Source organism: Ferrimonas pelagia (assembly GCF_039543565.1).
Classification (GTDB): domain Bacteria; phylum Pseudomonadota; class Gammaproteobacteria; order Enterobacterales; family Shewanellaceae; genus Ferrimonas; species Ferrimonas pelagia.
In genome coordinates this window covers 21594-43629 of sequence record NZ_BAABJZ010000082.1, presented here as the reverse complement: position 1 = coordinate 43629, position 22036 = coordinate 21594, and the positions used below count along the sequence as shown (strand labels likewise).

The 22036-nt window shown below is 56.2% G+C and carries 17 protein-coding genes; 4 read left to right on the top strand and 13 right to left on the bottom strand.

Going from position 1 to position 22036, the window contains the following annotated elements; genetic code table 11:
* Positions 1–368: 368 nt before the first annotated feature.
* Positions 369–716, bottom strand: coding sequence for a hypothetical protein (locus tag ABEA08_RS12675; RefSeq protein ID WP_345335696.1), 348 nt, complete (start codon positions 714–716; stop codon positions 369–371).
* Positions 717–779: 63 nt separating this feature from the next.
* Here ABEA08_RS12675 and ABEA08_RS12670 point away from each other — a divergent pair, with 63 nt between their 5' ends.
* Positions 780–944 carry a hypothetical protein gene (locus ABEA08_RS12670; RefSeq protein WP_345335695.1) on the top strand — a complete coding sequence of 55 codons (165 nt, stop codon included), beginning with the start codon at positions 780–782 and terminating at the stop codon, positions 942–944.
* Between the two features lie 493 nt (positions 945–1437).
* Positions 1438–2421, top strand: a complete 984-nt coding sequence (locus tag ABEA08_RS12665; protein ID WP_425557367.1) for a transposase — start codon at positions 1438–1440, stop codon at positions 2419–2421.
* Between the two features lie 566 nt (positions 2422–2987).
* Here ABEA08_RS12665 and ABEA08_RS12660 read toward each other — a convergent pair.
* From ABEA08_RS12660 to ABEA08_RS12630, 7 genes are all read right to left on the bottom strand, one after another.
* Entirely contained in the window at positions 2988–4115 is a 1128-nt protein-coding gene (locus tag ABEA08_RS12660; protein ID WP_345335693.1) for a class I SAM-dependent methyltransferase, read from the bottom strand.
* Positions 4116–4823: 708 nt separating this feature from the next.
* Positions 4824–8015 (bottom strand): efflux RND transporter permease subunit, encoded by a 3192-nt coding sequence (locus tag ABEA08_RS12655; protein ID WP_345335692.1) that lies wholly within the window; start codon positions 8013–8015, stop codon positions 4824–4826.
* Complete coding sequence (locus ABEA08_RS12650) at positions 8012–9127, bottom strand: efflux RND transporter periplasmic adaptor subunit (RefSeq protein ID WP_345335691.1); 1116 nt, start codon at positions 9125–9127, stop codon at positions 8012–8014. Before ABEA08_RS12650 ends, ABEA08_RS12655 begins: the two co-directional genes overlap by 4 nt.
* A 200-nt stretch (positions 9128–9327) precedes the next feature.
* Positions 9328–9756, bottom strand: a complete 429-nt coding sequence (locus ABEA08_RS12645; RefSeq protein WP_345335690.1) for a DUF2726 domain-containing protein — start codon at positions 9754–9756, stop codon at positions 9328–9330.
* Positions 9757–9978: 222 nt separating this feature from the next.
* Positions 9979–10467: an Rmf/CrpP family protein gene (locus tag ABEA08_RS12640; RefSeq protein WP_345335689.1), complete on the bottom strand. Its 489-nt coding sequence runs from the start codon at positions 10465–10467 to the stop codon at positions 9979–9981.
* 785 nt (positions 10468–11252) lie between these two features.
* Positions 11253–12053 (bottom strand): hypothetical protein, encoded by an 801-nt coding sequence (locus ABEA08_RS12635; protein ID WP_345335688.1) that lies wholly within the window; start codon positions 12051–12053, stop codon positions 11253–11255.
* 402 nt (positions 12054–12455) lie between these two features.
* Positions 12456–13340 carry a LysR family transcriptional regulator gene (locus ABEA08_RS12630; protein WP_345335687.1) on the bottom strand — a complete coding sequence of 295 codons (885 nt, stop codon included), beginning with the start codon at positions 13338–13340 and terminating at the stop codon, positions 12456–12458.
* A gap of 344 nt (positions 13341–13684) precedes the next feature.
* Here ABEA08_RS12630 and ABEA08_RS12625 point away from each other — a divergent pair, with 344 nt between their 5' ends.
* A complete protein-coding gene (locus tag ABEA08_RS12625) occupies positions 13685–14620 on the top strand; it encodes a DUF5692 family protein (protein ID WP_345335686.1) in 936 nt (311 codons plus the stop codon).
* Between the two features lie 448 nt (positions 14621–15068).
* On the opposite strand, the gene ABEA08_RS12620 is transcribed toward ABEA08_RS12625, so the two are convergent.
* From ABEA08_RS12620 to ABEA08_RS12610, 3 genes are all read right to left on the bottom strand, one after another.
* The gene (locus ABEA08_RS12620) at positions 15069–16139 is read right to left on the bottom strand and encodes a GGDEF domain-containing protein (protein ID WP_345335685.1); all 1071 of its coding nucleotides are present in this window, start codon (positions 16137–16139) and stop codon (positions 15069–15071) included.
* 250 nt (positions 16140–16389) lie between these two features.
* Positions 16390–17253, bottom strand: a complete 864-nt coding sequence (locus ABEA08_RS12615; RefSeq protein WP_345335684.1) for an alpha/beta hydrolase — start codon at positions 17251–17253, stop codon at positions 16390–16392.
* Between the two features lie 200 nt (positions 17254–17453).
* A complete protein-coding gene (locus ABEA08_RS12610; RefSeq protein ID WP_345335683.1) occupies positions 17454–17873 on the bottom strand; it encodes a host attachment protein in 420 nt (139 codons plus the stop codon).
* Between the two features lie 444 nt (positions 17874–18317).
* Here ABEA08_RS12610 and ABEA08_RS12605 point away from each other — a divergent pair, with 444 nt between their 5' ends.
* Positions 18318–18944 (top strand): TetR/AcrR family transcriptional regulator, encoded by a 627-nt coding sequence (locus ABEA08_RS12605; RefSeq protein ID WP_345335682.1) that lies wholly within the window; start codon positions 18318–18320, stop codon positions 18942–18944.
* A gap of 18 nt (positions 18945–18962) precedes the next feature.
* On the opposite strand, the gene ABEA08_RS12600 is transcribed toward ABEA08_RS12605, so the two are convergent.
* Together ABEA08_RS12600 and ABEA08_RS12595 are read right to left on the bottom strand one after the other, a co-directional pair.
* On the bottom strand, positions 18963–20126 hold the full coding sequence (locus ABEA08_RS12600; protein ID WP_345335681.1) for an FAD-binding oxidoreductase: 1164 nt from the start codon (positions 20124–20126) through the stop codon (positions 18963–18965).
* Positions 20119–21642 carry a phytoene desaturase family protein gene (locus ABEA08_RS12595; protein ID WP_345335680.1) on the bottom strand — a complete coding sequence of 508 codons (1524 nt, stop codon included), beginning with the start codon at positions 21640–21642 and terminating at the stop codon, positions 20119–20121. Before ABEA08_RS12595 ends, ABEA08_RS12600 begins: the two co-directional genes overlap by 8 nt.
* Between the last annotated feature and the right edge of the window lie 394 nt (positions 21643–22036).

Genomic DNA, 22036 nt, shown 5'->3' with positions numbered 1-22036 from the left:
ATCATCGGTGCAAGCACATGTGGCAACTAATCAGGCGGGTGAAGTACTTCATGAACAACGCCTCACCATTCCCGGGTGGTGGTCATGGATTGCAGAAACTGGAGCACAATTAGGATCAGTTATTTAGTCCTCAGCCTAGTGCAAATCGATTTCACTCGGCACCTCTAAGTCGGAGAGAAGCAAGAGCAAGCGCGGTGGGGAAGTGGGGATTGGTGCGCCGCCACGGCACGACAAACGTGGCGGGATATCAAGTCATTGAGCTTAAGCAATCATCTTATCGTGGGTGGATTGATAAGTGAGCTGTCGTTCATGCGCTTACCGGGTGTGGCTAGAGGAGCAATCACTTTGTGATCCCTTGAGCTCCAGCATCACGATGCGTTGCAGTACTCTTGCCGGGCTTTGTCTAAAACGATTGAAGGCACGAGTTTGGCAGATTCTTCGGCAGAAAGTTGCTGTTCTTCGTGAAGCAGTCCCTGGCTGATCTGCGTGTTGGAACCTGTGCAATCTAAGGTCAACTGTGTCTCGAAGTTACCATTTTTGCCCAAGCGGCTGAGCTGCAGTTTAACGTCACTTCCCTGCTCTGTGAGCAATTGGGCATGCCACCAGTCACTGTAGGGACCTTCAATGTGCTCTTGATGCAGCACCCACGCCATTGCCTGAGACGGTAGTGACAAGCTGCTAAGCAGCAGAGCGGTTGCTATTGTCGAGGCTTTCATGGTTTTTCCAGCTAAGTTTATATTAATAAGCACTTTATTTTCAGATCTTGACTGGAAAGTGGCTTGAGCACAACCTTATGGGGTGCCTATTGGAAGGTTGATCAAACTATCGTTTCTGGTGAGATAGTCGAAGCTGAACAGGTGCGAAAAGAAAGCACAAACGAAAGCGCAAAAGAAAGTACAAGGACAGGCATTAAAAACCAATTATTTGGATTTGGTGGACTTTAGTGGCCGCGCCATGTTGGACGACAAACCGGGCCATATACCGGCGCAGTGCGGCACACTTTTGTCCCGGCTTTGGGTGAAATTGGAGAGTTAGCTAGAGCTGATGCAGGGCTTCGAGCATCAATTCTGTCACTTGGCCGGAAACGTCACTAGCTTGCAAGCCTGCCGACAGGCCGACGGACTGAGCCGCATTCGAGGCTCAGGAAACGCCAGGCGGCTATTCGCCGCCTAACCTGGTACCCAAGTAAGCAAAAACGCGCGCCGATGGCTCTTCGGAGGAGCAGCATGCCTAGCCGTCACGAAAAGCTATGAAAATCTGAGAAAGTACAAGAAAGTACAAGAAAGTACAAGGACAGGCATAGCAAGTACATGGACAGGCATTAAAAACCAAGCCGGTGACACGACAAGTATAAGGACAGGCATTATAAACCAAGCAAGTGACACGATGTTCTACGCTTACTCGTATTCATAAAGTGCTCGGGTAAGGGGAAGGGATATGCCAAAGGCGCGAAAGCAGCAGATAAGCTTGGAAGATACGCCGTATTACCACATTGTCAGCCGCTGTGTACGGCGGGGCTTTTTGTGCGGTGATGACCCTTACAGCGGCAAAAATTACGAACATCGACGCAAGTGGGTTGAGGACAGAATATTACAATTAACTCAATCGTTTGCGATTAGTGTCGGGGCCTTTGCAGTGATGAGCAATCACACACATTTGGTACTGTGTGTTGAGGTGGAACAAGCACAATCATGGGATATCGGGGAGGTGTTGGAGCGCTGGCATCGCTTGTTTTCCGGCACGCCGTTAACCCGACAATATTGCGATGAGCAGTCACGAGAAACCTTAAGTAGCGGGCAGGTCCATCAAATCGAGGATCTGGTCCAAGACTATCGTCAACGGCTGACCGACATTAGTTGGTTTATGCGTTCGCTCAATGAACCCATTGCTCGCAAGGCGAATAGGGAGGACGGTTGCACGGGCCACTTCTGGGAAGGTCGGTTCAAATCGCAAGCATTGCTTGATGAGCAAGCGTTGCTAAGCTGCATGGCTTATGTGGACTTAAACCCCATCCGAGCCAAGCTATCCAAGACGCCGGAAGACTCCGATCATACCAGCATTCAACTGCGCATTAGGGCGGCGATTAACGGTAAACAGCCGGTAAAACTTAAGCCTTTCAATAGCTGTGATATTGACGAAGCCTTTACTTTGCCTTGCCACCTTAACGATTATTTGGAGCTGGTGGAGTTCAGTGGCCGCGCCATGTTGGACGACAAACCGGGCCATATACCAGCGCAGTGCGGCACACTTTTGTCCCGGCTTGGGGTGAAATTGGAGAGTTGGCTAGAGCTGACACAGGGCTTCGAGCATCAATTCTGTCACTTGGCCGGAAACGTCACTAGCTTGCAAGCCTGCCGACAGGCCGACGGTCTGAGCCGCATTCGAGGCTCAGGAAACGCCAGGCGGCTATTCGCCGCCTAACCTGGTACCCAAGTAAGCAAAAACGCGCGCCGATGGCTCTTCGGAGGAGCGGCATGCCAGGCCGTCACGAAAAGCTATGAAAAACTTAGCTTAATCATGCTTAATCCCTCTTGGTTAGACCGATAATCCCAACAACCGAGATAAACGCCCGCGCAGAGATGGAGATCCAAGGGGGCTAAGGCTGTAGTTGTTGCTACTTCAATATAATGGCTGTCCTTGTAATTGTTGCAACCCACGTCCCATGGAGGTGACGGTCAAGCTGGCACCATTGGCGAGACTGCTAACGCAAGCATTTACCGCACGCTGGCGCGTGCAGTGCATATCGAGGGTGACGCAGGATATAAATCGAGATAGGATCTGTCGGGCATTCATGGCGTTCTAGGTTTGTTTTTGTTTGGCGACTGATCAGATCGCGAAACGCCATGAATGTTCCCTCCTTTTTCGCCTATCTATCTGTTTTAGCTTATAACTTTGTGGGGATACCTCAGACTCTGACCCCTTGAACCATATAAAATGGCTGTCCTTGTAATTTGTTGTAATTTGTCTTGTAATTTGCCTTGAACCTATCACTTTTCTGCAGTAATTATTATTTCATATGGTGAGTCTTCATGTTTCGTGATCTTCCGGTAGTTAAGGACATCCATTTTCCACATTATATTGTTAACTACTTTGTATGCATATTCAAGAGTTGGTTCGTTTGATCCTGATTCAATAAGCCCCCGCAGAGTCCCTTTTATTTCGCCATTGCCGTCTTTTTTGAGAAATAAGACAGGAATAGTTATGACAATGACTCCACCTCTTGTTAGTACTCTATAAGCTTCATGTAATGCGGGCTTGATGTCGAAAAGACTTGATTGATACGTTCTAAGTGATACGTATAAATCAATAGTAGAGCTTTCTATCTTATTTAAATTGTTTGCGCTGGATTTACATGTTTCTATATTGGGTAAGTTAGATTTTGCTCGTGCTAGTGACTTTTCTGATACATCTACCCCTATCAAGGAACGAACGTTCTTCCATATGGCTTTAGAAGCTTCAGCATTGCCTACTCCAACATCTAATACATTTAGATTTGATATGTCAGATATACCGATATTAGCTAGGCATCTACTGAAATAAAAGTCCCAACACTTGGCTTGGTCATGGCTAGTGATGTTGAGAAGCTTGGGGTTGACAAGCTTCTCATCTTCTTTCATTTCAAGATATTTTGATGTAAAAGCAGTCTCCATTGCAACCAATACTATTTCTTCAATTTTTTCTTCGTGCTCTCCTGGGTTAAGTATATGAAGTCTCTTTACAAGATCGCTAGACTCGAACCCATGCTTTACATCAAGTCTTTCTATATTTAACCCACACCTTTCCACTTCGTTTAACACAATGTTTCTAGTGCTTTGCATTGCATACTTTGAATTTGGGCTTACACTTGAGTTGCTTTTTTGATGATTGGGGCTTTGGCCTTTTTTGCTATTTTTGTCAAAGTGTGGGTAGAAAAATGTATATAACCAAATTGGTATTATTGATAGTGACAGGATTTTAATAAACCATGAGTCTGTTTTTATGATGGCAGGTATTGTGTGCTTGCCAATCTCAACTCCAGCAAAAAAGGGAGAGACACTGACTGCAATAATTATAAGTGTAAGCGTAGTCACTAGCTGTGCAGGCACTTTAAATTTTTCGATTAAGTTAACAGACAAAACAAAGACCTTTATTTAGGATTATTCATTTGGCCAAAGGAAGAATTAATGAGAGCTAACCGATCATCGTTAACTCTTTCTAAGTTGCTCGCTCCGGCCACTTGGTTTAATGGTTCAGAGAAATTGAAGTTATTACCAGTAGTTCGAACAACATGCTGTAACTCTGTTGCGGCCTGTAGAAGTAGGGCCAGAGTCAATTTTCTAGTCTTAGGCCTGTGGCGTGTAGTTTGGCTATATCGTTTAGCCAACTTCCGATTCGCAGACGCCTTTTGAATAGCGCCTGCTCGCACGACGTTTCCACTGAACTGGTAAGTAACCACTATCGTGTGCACCATAGTTCTTTCTGTCCAATGGGCGTTTTCGTTGCCTAGTTTCAGGCACGCTGCCGCATAAGTGCGACACACCCCGTTATGGCAATACGGTGCTTAGGAGGGGTGAGAGGGCGGGGATACCGCTTATCTTCGGCCACTCCATTGGCACGTATCTATCTGACCTAGCTGTCTAAAATACGCAAATTTACGGTGTGTTGAAAGGCTAAATAATGTTCAATGCGTCAGTTTGGTATTTATGGTGCGATTTTGGGGGCCTTGGCAGCTTGGCCACGCCCAGCGAACTCCAACAGCCGGGCATAAGTATGTGAAAAGTTGTTGGAACTCGCTTCACTCATTCCAACCTACGAGCCGTTTCCACTTGGGTTACGAGGCTGGGCTATCCCGCCTCCGGCAACTCTCCCTCACTGGAACTGCGTTGCTCCGGCGACGGCTCTTGCAACACCGCCACCAGCAGGGCGGGTAGGAAGGTGAGGCTGAGTAGGGCCGAGGCGAAAATGCCGCTCAGCACAATAATGCCGACGCCGCGATACAGCTCGGTGCCGGCGCCGGGGAGCAGCACCAGCGGGGCCAGGCCAAAGATGGTGGTGGTGCTGGACATGAGGATGGGTTTAAGCCGCTTGCTGATGGCGTGCAGCACCGCTTCTTGCACCGGCATGCCTTGGTCGAGCAGGTTCCTGCGGGTTTGATCGACGATCAGGATGGGGTTGTTGACCACGGTGCCCAGTAGGATCAAAAAGCCCAGCATGGTGATCATGTCGAGCGGCTGATGCAGGCTGGCAATGCCCATCGCCGCGAGCGCTGCGTTGACGGCGTTGACCCCCACCAGCCCCAACAAGCCGCCGGCCATACCCATGGGCACGGTGGCGAGAATGAACAGCGGGTAGCGCCAGTGGGTGAAGATCGCCACCAGCAGCAGGTAGATCAGGATCAGTGCGACGGCAAAGTTGTCGGTTAGCGAGGCGCGGGTGGCGTCCAGCAGATCGGCGGCGCCGCTGATCTCCACTTTGATCCCCTGGGCAATGTCGCCGTCGCGCCACAGGGCGGGCAGTAGCTCTTGCCGCACCCGCTGCTCGGCGGTTTCCAGCGCGACGTTGCGCGGCGGAATGATGTAGACGGTGACGGTTTTGCTGCCGCCGATCCGACGGATGGAGTTGCTGTCTTTGCTGCGCTTGAGATCGGCCAGGGCGTGCAGTGGCAGCACGCTGCCCGCGGGCGTCACCAGCGGGGTTTGCGCCAGCGCATCGATGCTCTGCTCGTTACCGGCGCCGCTGAATAGGAAGATGTCGATCTTATCGTCACCGAGGATGAATTCGTCGACAAAGGCGCCGTCGCTCATGGCGGCGATGGCGTAGCCGAAGTCACGGCTGTCGATCCCCAACTCCGCCAGACGTTGCCAGCGCGGCAGGATCTCAATAAGCGGCTGATCCAGGCTGAGGGAGCCGGGATCCGAGTTGATCTGCGGATCCTCGAACAGCGCTTCGGCTTTGCGGTACACGGCGTCGGCCGCTTGATAGAGCAAGGCGGTGTCACTGCCGGCCAGATCCACCGCCACCGCGCGGGTGCCGCCATCGTTGCTGGAGATGATGGATCCTCGGGAGGAGAAGGCGCGCATCTTGGGGTAGCTGCGAAACTTCTCGGTGATGGCGCTCATCATGGCGTTGATATGGGCCGAGTCTACCGGCGCGCTCAAAAACCAGATCCGGCCGATGGAGACACTCATGGAGTAGTAGGCCAGCGGCGGCATGTCGGTGTTGCCGGCGAGGAAGTCTGCCTCGTCGGCATTGAGGTGGGTTTCGAAGTACTCGCGCAGCTCTTCGCCGATCAGGGCCATCTCACTGAGGTTGTAGCTGGGCGGGGCGATCATCATGGAGAACGCTTTGGGCTCCTCGCCTTCGGGCAGGTACTCGGCGGCCGGCAGCAGCAGGTAGGCCGCGCCCATGATCACGCCCATAAAGAGCAGCGATCCGATCTGGGCTTGACGCCGGGAGCGCACGAAGAAGCGGGCCAGATCGAGTAAGCGGCCGGACCATCGCATCGGTTGGTTGGATCTGGCGTCGACGCTGCTGGCCTTGTTGTCGGCCTTTTTATCAGAGAGGTGCGCCAGGGCGACGGGCACCAGGAACATGGCCACCAACATGGAGGCGAGGATCGCCCCGGAGATCGCGATGGCGATGTCGGAATAGAGTTGTCCCGCCTCCTGCTCGACAAACAGGATGGGGGCGAACACCAGGACGGTGGTGGCGGTGGAGGCGAGCACCGCAGGCCACACCTCTTTGGCGCCGTCGATGGCCGCCTGCTTTTTACCCAGGCCCTTGGCCCGCGCCTGAATAATGGATTCGAGCACCACGATGGTGTTGTCCACCGTCATGCCGATGGCAAAGGCTATTCCGGCCAGGGAGATCACATTGATGGTACGCCCGGTGATCATCAAAGCGTAAAAGGCGGCGATGGTGCAGATGGGAATGCCGATGACGCCCACCAGGGTGGCGCGGCCGGAGCGCAGGAACAGGAACATCACCAGGGTGGCCAGCCCGGCGCCCAGCAGCAGATTGGTCCAGACGTTTTTCAGCGAGCTTTGCACATAGCCGACGTCGTCGCTGGTCAGTTTCAATTGCAGGCCGTTACGCGCCAGCAGTTGCTGGTTGAGCTCGTCGACCAGGGGCAGCAGGGCGGCTTTGATCGCCAGCACGTTGGAGCCGCTTTCCCGGCTGACCGACAGACTCAGCGCGCGTTCGCCGTTGTGGTAGGCCAGGGAGCGGGTTTCAAAATGGTCGAGCTCGACGGTGGCGACATCGCGCAGGCGGATGTTGGCGCCGCCGCGGCGGTCGATGATCAGCGCTTCCAGTTCGCTTATCTGCTCGAAGCGACCAATGACCCGCAGCAGGTAGCGGCTGCTGCCGCTTTCCATATCACCGGCCGAGGTGTCGCGGTTGCGGGTGCGAATGGCGCTGCGCAGGTCGCTGAGGCTGATCCCGCGTTTGGCCAGTTTGGCGGCATCGACTTTGATCTGCAGCTGGCGCTCGGCGCCGCCGCGGAGGTTGACCTCGGCGACGCCTTCGATACTCTCCATCCGCGGCCGGATGTAGTCGTCGGCAAAGTCGCGCAGCATGTCGACATCCAGCTGCAACGGGTTGCCGGGCAGCGGCTGCAGGGTGAAGTACATGAAGGCGTTGGAGGAGAAGGCGCTGGAGAAGAGCCTGGGTTGATCGACGTTTTCCGGGTAGGCGGGCACTTGGCTCAGCGCATTGTTGACCCGGATCAGCGCATCGTTGACCTCGACGCCGAAGGGAAACTCCAGCTCGATGCTGGCGCTGCCCATGTTGGCGTAGGAGACCATGCGCTTGAGGTTGGGCAGGCTGCGCAGATAGCGCTCCTGCTCGATGAGGATCTCTTTTTCCACGTCCTGTGGCGTCGCTCCGGGCCAGCCGGTTTGGACGGTAATGGTGCGCACTTCCAGATCTGGGATCATCTGCACTGGGATGTTCAGGGCGGAGACAATGCCGAGCAGGGTGGTAATGAGGGCGATCACCACCACCAGGGTGGCGCGGTTGACGGCGGCGGCGATCATAGCGTGCGCCCGCTGATGTGTTGGATCTGGACCGGATCGCCGTCGTTGAGCAGCTCAATGCCACTGAAGACGATGCTGTGATCAGCCGGTAGGCCCATGACTGCCACGCGCCCCTCCTGACGTTCGACGATCTCCACCTGGTAGCGTTTGGCTCTGTCCTGCTCGACGGCAAACACGCTGGCGCCGCCATCCGGGTGGGCCTTCACCGCTGAGCTGGGGATCCAGCTGACGCTCAGTTCGCTGCGCGGCAGGGCGATCTGGGCCCGTGCCGACATGCCGGGCACCCAGCCGGCATCGCGGGGCAGATCGACGAGCGCCGTCATGGTGCGGCTGTCGGCGCTGACCACTTCCACTAACTGGCTGAGTCTGACTTGACTGGATTGTTGCGCCGACGTCTCGGGTAGCAGTGTGACTAAGGTGTCGGGGGTACCGACCAGCCGCGCGTAGTACTCTTGTGGCACCTGCAGGGCTAAGCGCAGATCCTGCTGCTGCACTAGGGTAAAGACGCTGCTCTGGCGGGTGATCCACTCGCCGAGGTTGATCGATCGGGCGGAGATCACGCCAGCGAAGGGGGCATACAGGGTGTGGCGATCGAGCCGCTCTTGTTGCAACGCCAGTAGGGCGGTGGCGCGATTGAGATCGGCCTCGGCAACGCTCACGGCGGAGCGGCGCTCTTCCATCTGGGTGGTGGGCACCAGCTGTTGCTCCGACAGGCCCAACACCTCCTGATAACGACGCACGGCTTCCGCTTGGGCCACTTTGCTGGCGCGCACTTCAGCTTCAACTCGCTGCAGCTCTAGCTCGGCCAACCTTGAGTCCAGTGTCAGCAGTTTTTGTCCCTTGGCCACCTGCTCACCGCGCTCGGCAAAGATCGCCGCCACCACTCCGTCCTGCAGCGGTGCCAGATCGGCGTGCTGGCGGGCTTCCACGGTGCCGGTTAGCAGCAGGTTGCGTTGGTGCTGATCGGTGGTGGGGAAATAGACGTCGACCTGGGTGGTTTCGGCGTGGCTGAGCGCTGGGGCACACAGTGCCGCTGCCAGCAGGATCTTCGGGATCAGCCTGTCGCCCGCCGGACCCCTCGAAAGAGACTTGAAAAACCGTCCTGTGATCACCTGAACGTTCTCCGTAACTTATTGGTGCAACAATTGATTAACTGGATTGTGACAGAGAAGGCGGCGAGGTTATAGCGGCAATTAGGGCGGTGACATGGCTTGGTCCACCATCTTTGCTCTTATTGCTTGCCTTTTTACATAGGGATCCGGTTGATCGCTTTTAGGTCATCGGCTTAGCCAATTGTGTGGCTTAGTGCCTGCTAATTGGCCAGCTGAGGCTGCTCGCTGGCACTCGGCGACAACGCTTGTCTTAACGCGAACTCCACTTCATTGCGCTGATAGCCGCGTTTGGCAGGGAAGCGCACCAGTGGTAATTGGGCACATTCGCAGGCATCGTTGACCAAATTGTCTCTGGCTTTTGCCTTGTTGCTGCGGTGGCTTTTGTCGTCCAGCTCAATGCTGAGTACCGGTGCTAAGGTTTTGGCATCACACAGCACAAAGTCGAAGTGCTTTTGGCTGATGCGGCCGAAGGCGCGCAGCCAGCCCTTTGTGCCTTTACGATGGTCCGGCTCCAGCACATCGGCGATGCGTACTTTGGCAAAGAGCAGGTACTGGGTGCCGCCTTGATTTAGCTGACTTACGCTGTGTTGCAGCACGCCATAGAATGAGCGCTCGGCAGGACTAAGCAATGCCGCTATCCGTCTGTAACGCGAGGGCTTGGGGCGATTTAGTCGATTGCTGGCGGCGCTGAGCAGGAGCAAAGCAATAAAGGCTAGGACAAGTACGCTCATATCCATAGGTGTATTCTCGTGGTTTGTTCGGGGGCAAGCGATCTGAGTCTGCGAGAGCCCCACAAATCCTTGAGATCCACTCTGACGCTTTTTGTTGTGGTTTTCTGTGGTTCTTTGGGGTTACGCCTCACCCGTTTGCAGCTCTGCCTCCGGCCCGCCGTCAGCTTGCGCCTTAAGCTGTGCTTGCTTTGCCGCGGCAAAGCCTCGTAACCAGTATTGGTTGAGTCTTTTTTGTGTCTCGCATGTGAGGCCGTAGGGGCAGTCGTCGGTGCTGAGGCCCGAGCTGAAGGCGTGTTGGCCTTCGGCTGTCGCGGCGTGATGGCCGTCGGAAACGCGCTTGTAGAGTCGGGCGTTGTATTCAATGAGCACCAGACTGAGTCCAATCAGGCTGAGTCCCACTACCAGATAGATGACGAAACATAGGATAAAGCCGAACTGAAGCCGCTCTGGATAGAAGTACAGGGTGAACAGAATGGCTGGGATGAGCAGCTTCCAGACGCTTCCCTCAGACATCCATTCGGCGAACTGACTAAGCCGGGTTTCCAGTTGACTGAGACGGTGCCATTGGCGGCCAAGGGCGATGCGCTGCTGCTGTTGTTTTGTTTGCATGTTTCTCGTTCTTCACTCTGTTTGTTCAGACTCACTTGCCATCAGAGGCAAGTGGCGGTGTTTTTATCGGGACGGTTTCGGCGCAGCGGTGTTGCGCTGGCATGTTGCCATTGACGGGCGTGTGGTAAGTGGCCACTGTCGCTGGCTGCGTTGTTGTGTGTGGAGATGAGGTATTTTGTCGGTCTGGACGTAGGTACGCTGCCGCTTAAGTGCGACACACCCCGTTATGGCAATACGGCGCGGAGGGAGTGGGGGCAGGGGGGAAGACCGCTTGCCTACGGCCACTCCTTGGCGCGTATCCATCTGATCTGAATGCTTAAAATACGCAAGTTTGTCGGTCGATGGAAGGTTAAATACTGTTCGGCGTATGGCCAGAGAAGGCATTGCCCCTTTAGCCGGTTTGGTTGCTGAGTGAGTCGGTGGTTGGGTCGAAGATCGGCCGCGAACGATGGGGGAGTTGGGCGAGCTGCGCGGAGCAAGTGGCGGCTGTGTTGCTGTGATCAGTGGGTGCTGTGTGGCCTGGCCGCTGCGGAGCGTGGGAGTGGACGCGTCCGATCTGGGTCATGGGGCGTATCGTGGGTTGGGGGGGTCGCCCTATCGGTGATCGTTCGGTGGGCGCTGGTGTGTGAGCTGTCGGTGGTGGCAGCAGAGGGGCTTGGCCCCTCTGCTTGTGGTCGTGAAGGTGAGTGACTATCGGCGTGGGGCAGCAGTGCGATGCGCGCGTTGCCGATCGCCATCAGCCGTTTACGACGTGGTTGGCCCTTAATGCGTTCTGTGATGGGCGGTTAGAACGCGTAGTTGTATTCCACCCAGTAGCTGTCGTCGTTCTGTGAGTTGTAGTAGGCGCGTAGGTTGGTTTTGGGACTGAACTGGTATGCGGCGGAGATCTCAACCACGGAGTTGTCCATGCCAAAGTCGCCCTTCATCGGATCACCCCCCCATTTTTTGCCTTGCAGCTCGGTGGTGTACTGGTAGCTGGCCAAGACCCAAATGTTGTCGGTGACGGTCACTTTCATGTAGTTCATGCTGGTGAACAGGGTGGAGGCGATGTTCACACCGTCGGCTCGGCCCGGGTAATCGGTGCCTGGGCTGCCTGGCAGCATGGGGTTATCACTGCGGTTCTCTACCATGGCGCCGCCCACGTAGAGGATTGGCCAGAATAGGACGCGGTCGCCCAGCGGAATGGTCGCGACTGGACCGCCTTGCACGACGGTGGTTCGGCCGTAGATGGGGTGGTCAAAGTTGATGGCGTCGATGGAGCCACCTAAGCCGTTTTTGGTGTTTACGGTACCCACGCGAACGCGATACGTTCGGTTGTCCACCTCTTTGCCTGGCTGATAGAACGAGGGATCGCCGCCGTTCTCGTTGAATATGTCCTTGATGTCGATCAACACCCCGGATTTCTGCTCATAGCCGCCCTTGTCTTCGGAGAAACCGACCATGCCCTTCAGGTTAAAGCCGTCGTTACCATAGGAGGCGCCCAGATAGGTGTAGGCTTCGGTCGGGCTGCCCATATCCGGCGCGTCGTTGGCAACGGCTCCGAGGCTGACGGCACTGATGGCGAGGGCGAGGGCGATTTTTTTCATGTTTCACTCCATGTATGGCAAGGCCATTTGAATAAAATTGGGATGAGATATCCCGGACTTATTGGCTGATCCAATGAGTCGTTAAATATTGGTTGATTTGTGCGCAACTCTATATTTATTGCTTATGTACTGCGCTTAATGTTCGCGGCTTTATGGCTGACAATGGGTCGGCACACAAAGGGGCGTTTGTTCTTATATGTATACGTCTCGTTGAGCTCCAGTTTGGGGTTGTTTTGTGGTCGCCTTTGCTTTGATTAGAGCAACTGCTCTAAAGTTATTTAAAGCGTAGAGATAATGTTTGTTAACAATGTTGATCGACATCAATTAACGAGACGGTTATGAAAATTTACTGGCTGACTTGTTAACGGGGTTGGATAAAAGAACGGGTGGGTGAGTTTAAGGCTAGAGTGGGAGTTGTGGGTAGGCGACGCCCTTGGCAAAGACTTGGTGCAGATAACGGATCATGGTGCGGGTTTTTTCCGGCAGATAGGCTTTGGTCGGGTAGATAACCGAAACGCGTAGGTCGGGCAGACGCTGCTCGGCCAGCAGTTCAATCAGTTCGCCTTGCAGGATGGCTTTATCCACCAGCAAGGCGGGCAGGGCGGTGATCCCATGGCCTTGGCACGCCAAGCGTTTCAGCAGATGGAGGTCATCACTGTAGTGTTTGTCGCGCACTTTGCTTTGGTAAGCGTGGCGGATATAGCCGCTGGCTAGAAAGGTATGTTCGCTGAGCTGCTCGTGGCTGTTTGGGTGGCCATGAGCAGCGAGGTAGCGGGGTGAGGCGACGATGCGGTAGGGCAGATCGACCAGGCGTTGCTGGACAAAGTCGTCGTGCTGAGGTGGTACGTAGTTGGGTAGGATCTGCAGATCGGTATTGGTACGGCGCAGATCGACCGAGGCCTTTTCATGACGGATATTCAGCTGTATGTCCGGGTAATGGAGCATGTACTGCTCCATGATGTGACTGAACAGCTCTGTCATGCCTAAGACGGGCGGAATGGCCATGCGCAGTGTGCCTGAGGGGCGGGATCTTTGCTCGGTCATCCAACCTGTGGCGGATTCGATGGTCTCAAGTGGCGCTTGGATCTGGTTATACAGCCACTGGCCCTTCTCGGTGAGCTCGATATGCCGGGTGGTGCGGATCAACAGTTGGTAGCCGAGCGCTTGCTCTAGGTGTTGCAGACGGCGGCTGACCTTGGATCGTTGCAGATCACAGGCTGTGGCCGCTGCGTTTATTCCGCGATGGCGAACCACGGCGGCAAAGAGGCTGAGATCATCAAAATTCATTAACATGGCCTCAAATAATAATGATCCGGCACTGTATCATTCTGTTCGAACGTTCGATAAGTGATGTTTGTCTTTGCCAAAGTAATATCAAAAGTCGGCCATTTAAATGAAATGGATTCGCTGCGGTGGTGGTTTTTTGATGTGTTCATGTAAAAACGAGTCGGCAGAATAAGTAAGTCACATCGAGTGTTGCAAAAATAGGTCGCAAACGGACAAATACACGGTCTAGTACGTTGGTGCATCGCCTCTCTATATTGCAAGCGAGAGCCGAACGAGTGCTGTGGTTGTATAACGGACAGATATCGGCTGGGGCATTACTGTTTTATTCCTATCTGAGGGATCCCATGTTTTTATATGAGTCGATCACAGCCATGCAGTGGCTGATGTTCTTGGTGGTGTTGGGAAGCTTGATGCTCGCCAATGAGATCTCCCGCCGCAGTTTGTGGGCTGCCATCGCTTGTTTTGCTATCTTGCCGCTCGGTCTTTTGTTGTTTGTCTGGCCCAACACGGTGCCGGGTACGCACGCGGATACCTGGTTTCACTATGCCAAGGTGTACTCGGTGCTGATCGCCTGTCTGGGCTTCTTGCTGCTGCGCTATGTGCCGCGCCTGCAAAAAAACAAGTTTCTGCTGTTTTTTCCTGCGTTGATCTTGGCGGTCAATATCTTCGAAGCGGTGATGCGCGACTTTGAGCTGGCTGGCGCCAACGGCATTGTCGATAACATCATGGTGGTTGGCGGTCCGTGGAACTACATGAATGGCGTCGCCGGGATCCTCAATATCCTGACTATCTGTGGTTGGGCGGGGATCTACATTACCCGCGATAAAACCCAGGATATGATCTGGCCGGATATGATGTGGTTCTGGATCATCGCTTACGATCTGTGGAACTTCGCGTACGTCTACAACTGTGTCGGCGCCAGTTCGTTCTACGCCGGTGGCGCTTTGCTGCTCTCTTGCACCATCCCGGCCTTCTTTATGTGCAAGGGCGCCTGGCTGCAGCATCGTGCTCATACCTTGGCGTTCTGGATGATGTTTATCATGGTGGCACCCAATTTCTCGACTTACAGCCAGTGGACGGTTCAGCCTTCTTACGAGCCGACGGCGTTGTTCCTGGTGTCTTTCCTGAGTTTGGCGGCGAACATTGCTGTGGCGGTGTATCAGGTGCGCGTGATCTACAAGCGACGTCTCAACCCGCTGACCGATGAGTTGTACAGCGATCATGCGAAGTATCAAGAGGTGGCGGATCCTATGCTGAGCAAGCCCGCGGTGACCGCATGAGCGGATCTGAGCTGTTGAGTGGGCCTTGCGCCCGGCTCTGAGCGAGTCCGGTTTTCGTTTGATCTCTTTGGGGCGCTGCGGCGCTCTTTTTTTGGGCTGTGCTCAGTACCGCCGGCGTTGAGGCATAGGGTGGCCGTGGGCTTGACGGTTGGTGCGGGGATGCCGCGCGGCGCGATCGACGCGGGGGCTGAGTGGGACGGTCTGTATACGCGTTCACAGGTGTGTTGTTGGTGGGCCTTGATGGGGGGGTCGCCGGAGCGTTGGTGAGTGTGCTCGAGAGCAGGGCATGGCGAAAGGCTAACTCGGGGGAGCAATGCGGTGCTTGGTTTTTGTGTTGGCTCTGGGCAATGGCTGATCGCCGTGGATGGGCGTCTGTTTGGACAGCGCACAGGTCGCGGTAACGCGGGCGCCGCGTGAGCCCTGGTGGCCTACAGCAGAGGCGTGGGGGTTAGGCGGTTGGGGATGGCTTTGGCGTCGAGTTCGCAGGCGACTGGGGCGGATCGCGATTGATGATCCGATCGCGGCCCGATGTTTTGGCGAGATAGAGTCGGCGATCGGCGCATTCGTAGAGGTTGGGGCTTTGCGGTTCCTGTTCCGGCCAGTTGGCGATCCCGCCGGAGACGGTGACTGGGATGGTGCATTGGTTGTGCTGATAAGGGGTACGGCTAAAACCTTGTCTGATCTTATTGGCGACTTTGAGTGCGCCCTTGGAGTCGGTGTTGGGCAATAACAGGCTGAACTCCTCTCCGCCGATCCGAAAGGCCAGATCTGAGTTGCGCACGGAGGATTGGAGTTGCTGGGCAAAGTGTTTGAGTACGGCATCGCCGACGGGGTGGCCGTATTGGTCGTTGACCTTTTTGAAGTGGTCCAGATCAAACAGCACCAGTGCGAACGGCGTCCCGGGTGTGGCGCTGGCTTGCAGTCGCTTTAAGGCTTCTTTGAGATGGAGCCGATTGAATAGGCCGGTTAAGGGATCGCGCGAGGCCGCGTCTTCCAGCTCGATGGTCATGTTGATCCGCTGGCGTTCAAACACATCAATAACCAACCAAATAGTCAGGCTGGACATAAGGGTATTGGCGACGGAGAGATGGGTAAAGCCGGTTTCGGTCTGCCATCGGAACAACAAGATGCTCAGGGCGATCGTGAGGAAGATCGCGGTGTAGAGTCGACCGTGTCGCCGTCCCAACAATAGGTAGCTGAATGCGGGGATAAGCAGCAACCAGTTGCCGTGGCTGTCCTGGGGTGGGACGCGCGCGATCCCGTAGATGATGACCGAGAACAGTAGGATCAGATAGAGGCCAAACAGACTCTGGAGGTGGCGGCGGTGGGGTAATAGGCGCAGCGCAACGAGGCAATAGAGGGCCATCACGGTTTCGATCAGCGCATAGTCAATGCGACCTGCGATCCAGTTGACGGGGGCGAAGCCCGCGCAGATCAGCATGCTGATCAGCAGCATGATGCGAAAGATGGTAGTGCGAAAGTCGCTTTTTCGACTGCGAGGGGGAGTTTGCGCGTCCATGGGCCGGGATCTCCTTCTTTGTTGGCTGTTGGCGCGCAAGCTCTTGACCCTCTTGCTTTACCAACCTATTGGATTGTAGTTCATTTGCTGCCGGAGTCGCGCTGGGCTGGCGCCATGGTGCTTTGGGTTGGCTGGCGGTCGAGCCTCGGGGGCGCTACGCGATTGTGCTGAGTGCGGACACCCGATCCGGCGGTGGCGACTAAAGGAGGTTCCCGGCGAGGAGCCTCTGCTCTTGTGGCCTAGTCAGTCATCACGCGGGTATTGCGTCGGGCTGTGGGACGACCTCGTGCTGAGGCGATTGCGGCTCGGTGATCAGCGGAATACGGGCCGCTGTGCTGGTTGGCCCGGTGTGATGGGCGAGGAATTGGTACACCTCATGGCGTTTGGAATAGCTGCCGTGATCGTAATCCTGCGCGGTACAGTCGACGGCCAGGGTGTTGCTGACCACGGTATCGAAGGGTTTGGGGCCGGAGTAGCCGAGCGCCTTTTCGCCGCCCGCGCCGACAAAGAAGGCGTACTTGAGGACTTCATCTTCTTTGGAGTGGAAGACGTAGGTGGTGCGTGCTTTCTTCGCGGGCAGTGCAAAGCCGCGGTTGTCGGAGAGCCGGTTGCGCCGGACGGCAGGGGCCATCAGACAGAGGTTACCGAGTTGGCTCAGGCTCGATTTCTGCAGGGCGCGTAGAGTCAGGTAACAGCCCATGCTGTGGGCAATGATATCCACCCGCGCAGCGTGCTGGGCCAGTAGCGTCAATTGATCTCCCAGCCGTTGGGCGATCTTCTTGGCCCGGCTGCGGGCCGACCAGTAGCCCAGCGCTTTGTCGCCGCCAGGCCAGAGGTAGCCGACGACGTGGTCGTGTACGACGTGGTTTTGCGTCATTAGGTTAATGATCCGCTGGTATGCGCTGCACACGCTGGCAAAGTCGTTGTTGTAGCCGTGGATGATGACGACGATGTGTTTGCCTTTGATCTGATCGAACAGGGCGTTTTGACTGATCGGGGTGGTGGTGGCGGGCCGTACATCGACCAGATCGACGGTGCGAATGCTGTCGCGTTTGCTGCGTTTGCCCGATTGGAAAAATCCTTTTCTGGCACTGATCATGGGGATCACGCTCATCGCTGCCTCCTGCATGCTATTGGGTGCGGTGCTAACGCGTTATTCGTTAGCGACTGTCGTTGTCACTGTAGTGGATGAGCGGCGCGCTGGACAAGGTTTTGAGTGATCGACAGCAGCTTGCGCGGGGGCGATTGTCAGGTGGTGGGGATACGTCGCAAGGGCCGCTATTCTGTCACGGCCCTTGCGTGGTTTTGCATGGCTTATAGGCGGGTGGGCAGGGCCTGGCGGATCACCTCGGCGTTTTGAGCGGCCAGGTTTTTCGCCAGCTCTTGGGCGACATGTTGCTGCAGTGGTGCCGCCTGATGTTTGCGTAACTCGCCGAGGAATTGCGGCGGGGCAACCACATAGAGTTTGCCCAGCTCCCCTTCGCTGCGCGCCTGCTCCAGTGTTTTGCAGACGTCGTTGGCGAAACGGCTGATCCCCTCTCTTTGTGCTTGTGCTTCGTGGCCCATGTCGCCATTGCGATTGCGGCCTTGTCGATCGCTGATCAGATCGCCCCGGTGTGCTCGGCCTGTTGGGTTGGTCAGGGCGTAGTGTTCGACAATGGGGCCGCTGGCCTGCTCATTGGTAAAGAATCGGGCATGGCTGCTGTCGGCAACGACGATCCAAGTGTTCGGCATGGGAAGTCTCCGTGAGGTGAGGTGGGATCCTAACTTGCTCCCCTAAGATCGGGGACGCGGTGCCAGCACCGCTGTCTTGCAGTATAGCTATGGTGCAGTATAGCTGGGTTGGATCAGGGGCAGAGTCTTGGATCGGTTTGTATCAAACGCGTACGGATAATGTGCAACTGTGGATGACGTGCCGCGGAGCGGCTGTTGCTGACGCGTCGTGATGATAGGCTATGGGTGACATGCCGTTGAGGCGGGCGATCTTCGCGGTTGTCCGTCGATTGGGGGACGAGTCGGGGCACGCCTGTGACTCGATTTGAGGATGCTGCGTGATCACAGCGGGCGCTGTCCCGGTCGATGATGCGTAGCATCGGCCACACATAGGAGCGGTGGATGTTAGGGTGTATTGAGACAATAAACAGAGCGGTTTAATTAGACCGTCGATAAGGAGCCGATTTGTCGAGTCAACGCTACCATCATGGCGATCTGAAACAGGCGCTGTTGGATCAAGCGCAAAAGATGCTGCGCGACGAGGGAGTCGAGGCGATGTCACTGCGTCGGCTGGCGGCCGCTGCGGGTGTGTCGCATATGGCGCCGTATGCGCACTTTAAAAACAAAGCGGAGCTGCTACAGGCGGTGGCGACGGAGGGCTTAAATGCCTTAGCGCAAGAGATGGAGCGGGTGGCGGAGTCCATTAGCGAGCCGGCTGCCTTGGTGTTGGAGTATGGGGTGGTCTACGTCGAGTACGCGTTGCAACATCCGCAGTTGTATCGGTTGATGCTGGGACAGGTTGGCGCTTTCCCTGACGCTGCGCCTGATAGCGCGCTTCAAAGCGCGAAATGGCAGGCGCTGCAGCAAGCGTCGAAACGTCCGTTTCGGCTGCTGCAAGGTGCGTTTGCTTTGGTGTGTGACGATGAAGTCCAGACTCGGGCGCAAGCGCTTGGGGCTTGGTCATTGGTGCATGGCGTGGCGGCGTTGATCACCGATGGCCATATCCGCGTGCCCCAAGGGATGAACATCCGGGATTTTCTGATGTTGGCGGGCGATCACTTGCCCGGTACGGCCGCTTTGCCCCAGCCGTAAGCGGCTGGGGCCTTGGCGTTACAGCAATATTTCGATGTCTTCGGTTGGGAAGGCGACGCAGCTGTGGATCCAGCCAAACTGGCGATCAGACTTTCTGAGTTTGGCTTGCGGGGGGTTAAACACATCGCCGGATAGGAGTTTCACCCGGCATAGGCTGCACTCGCCCGAGCGACAAGCGTTCTCGGCCTGATATCCATTGCGCTCCAAACTGTTAAGTAAGGGCTCACCGATCTTGGCTTTAAACTGGCCGCGACCTTGCACCGATACGGTGATCTCCCGATCTGGGTCAAGCCCCTCGGGCCAGGAGGCCAGTTGCTGCGGTGGGTTGGGGGTGCCATTGGCTTCGACCCGGATCCGCCGGTTTGCGATCCCCAGGCTGTTCAGTTGCGCCTGACAATGCTCGTTAAAGCCGGTTGGGCCGCAGATAAAGACGATGGGATCGGCCTGCAACGGCAGCAGGCGTTGCATCAGCTCGGCGCTGAGGTGGCCGCTTAGGCCAGTGTACTCAGGGCTCGGGCGCGAGATAACCTGATGAACCTGGATATTGGCGTGGGCTTGGGCTGTGGCTTCCAGCTCTTGGCCGAAGATCACGTCATCGGCGCTCTGGGAGGCGTAGAGCAGGTGGAAGTCGATTTCGGCCTCGCGCGCAATCAAGCTGTTGAGCATACTGCGCGCGGGCGCGATCCCCGAGCCCCCGGCGAGAAATACGACGGTTTTGCCGTGATAGACCGGATTGTAGAAGAACGCCCCCATTGGACCTGAGCTTTGCAGCGTGTCTCCGACCTTGATCTGATCCTGCATATGATGGCTGACAAAGCCGTTGGGCATCCGTTTTATGGTGAGATCATAATGGCTGCGCTGCTCCGGGGCCGAGGCGATCGAGAAGGGGCGCGCGGTCTCTGTGCCGTCGACGGTGACGAACAGATTGATGTACTGGCCGGATTGAAAGTTGGGCAGCGAACCTGTCGCGGCGCTGACCCGCAGCGTTCGGGTGGACGGGGTTTCATCGATGATGGCGTCGACTCGAAGAGAGAGGCGCTTGGGGTGAAGCTGGGCGAGCTGCTGGGCGACATTTCCGCGTAGCTCGCTGAGATCGGTGCCTTGCTCGGCGAGCTGTTGTTGCAGATCCAGCGCTTGCTGGTAGCCGGTGACGGCGGTCAGGGCTTGGTTGGGCTTAGGCATGGGCGGACTCCTCGGCGTTATGGCGGGCTTTCAGGGCAATTTCGGCGGCGGAAAAACCGGCCATATAGGTGGGCTGGAATCCGCCCATGCTGGTCCAACTGCCTGCCAGATAGAGGCCTGGAATGACGTTGATGTGGCCACGCACTAAGGGCGAGTCGGCGGCGTTTTGCTCGAAACCATAGATGGCGCCTCCCGGGGTATTGAGATAGCGCATCATGGTTTTCGGGGTGGCCACCTCCATCTGCTCGATGTGAGCGCGTAAGCCGGGGTAGACTTGCTCCGCTTGCAGTAGCAGTTGATCCGCCAGTGCGTATTTGGTGTCGAAGTAGTCGTCGGCGGCGACGTCGTCCCAGGCGGCGCCATATTGCAGGCAAACCAGTGACACCACACTTTTGCCGGACGGGGCAAAGTCGGGATCGTCGATGTTGTAGCAGGTCAGCATGGTGTGCTCTGGCGCGTCGAGGGTTTTCATGCGAGCGTAGGCCTTCTCTTCGTCCAGATGGTTACAGATGAAGCTCGAAGCGCAGGGGATCCCCAACTGCTCTGGTGGGCAATCCAATCCAATGTAGAGCACGAACGCTGAGGTGCCGATCCGACGTGAGCGGAAGTCTTGTCGCACGACTTCGGGCGGTGCTTCACCATCGAGTAGGTCGTGGTAGGTCACCACGGAGCTGGCATTGGAGATCACGATATCGCAGGCAATGCGCGCTCCGTGTTCGGTATGAACGGCGCAGACGCGGCCATGTTCGGTTTCTATCCGTTGTGCGGCGCAGTTGAATTGTACCGAGCCGCCGGCGTTGAGGAAGGACTCGAGTAAGGCGTTGGAAAGCGCCTGAGAGCCGCCTTTGACATGCCAAGGCTTAAAGGTCGCATACGCGTACAGAACCATCGCCAGATCCGCGAAGGGCAGTTGGCTTGGTGGCAGGCCAAGGTAGCACCAGTAGGCCCCCACCACGGAGCGAATGGCTTGGCTGGTAAACAGCTCGTCGAGGATCTCGCTGGCGGGCTGCATGCCGTATTGCGCGAACAGCGGGCAGCGGGCCTTGAGCAGTTCCGGATCGTTGCGCTTGGCGATCTCGGGCAGGATGGCGAAGCGCTCGGTGGCGATCCCCTCACATAGCGCCAGAAACCGATCGATGCCAGCCGCTTCATGGCGAAAGTGCGTTTTCAGTGTGTCCCTTAGGCCAGACCAACTGGCGGGCAGGGTGATGTCGATCTCGCCGGGCACGACGTAGCGATAGAGCTCGTGCTCTTGCACAAACTCGACCTTATCCATGATCCCCAGACTCTGGAACATCTGACGCATTACAAACGGCTTGTCCTGGGGGCCTAGGCCACTGAGCTGGTGCAGTGCCACTTCGAACTCAAATTCGCCCCGGACAAAGGAGGTGGCACAGCCTCCGGGGATATTGTGTCGCTCCAGCAGTAAGGTGCGCTGGCCGGACAGTTGCAACGCTGCGGCTGCGGTGAGCCCGGCGTTTCCTGCGCCAATTACGACGGCATCAAACTCTTCCATGATGTTTCTCGCCTCTGTTGTGGGTTTGTCTCCGTAACGGCATTAACTTTACGGCGTAAAGTTTAAGGGTGCAACCGCGACTAGCCTAACCGGTAACGGATAGGGAGCGACTCGGTTGCCTCGTTCGGTAACGGCTCTGGCGGCGCAGTGTTGAATGGGGAGGGGAGAGCGCGAGTCGGTTCCGGTTTTGTTGGCCACTGCCCTTCCTCTGAGGTGGACGCTGACGTCGCAAAGGTTGCTCGCCTGTTGCAGGTGGCATAGGGTGGCTTAGGGTAAGGCCGCACAACGCCAGCTCTTGACTGGACATGCTGGGCGACACGAGGCGTATTCAGCCTGAGCAGTCGGCTTGTTGGAGCGGTAACCGGTCTTATCGTCGTGATTGAACGAGTCACTG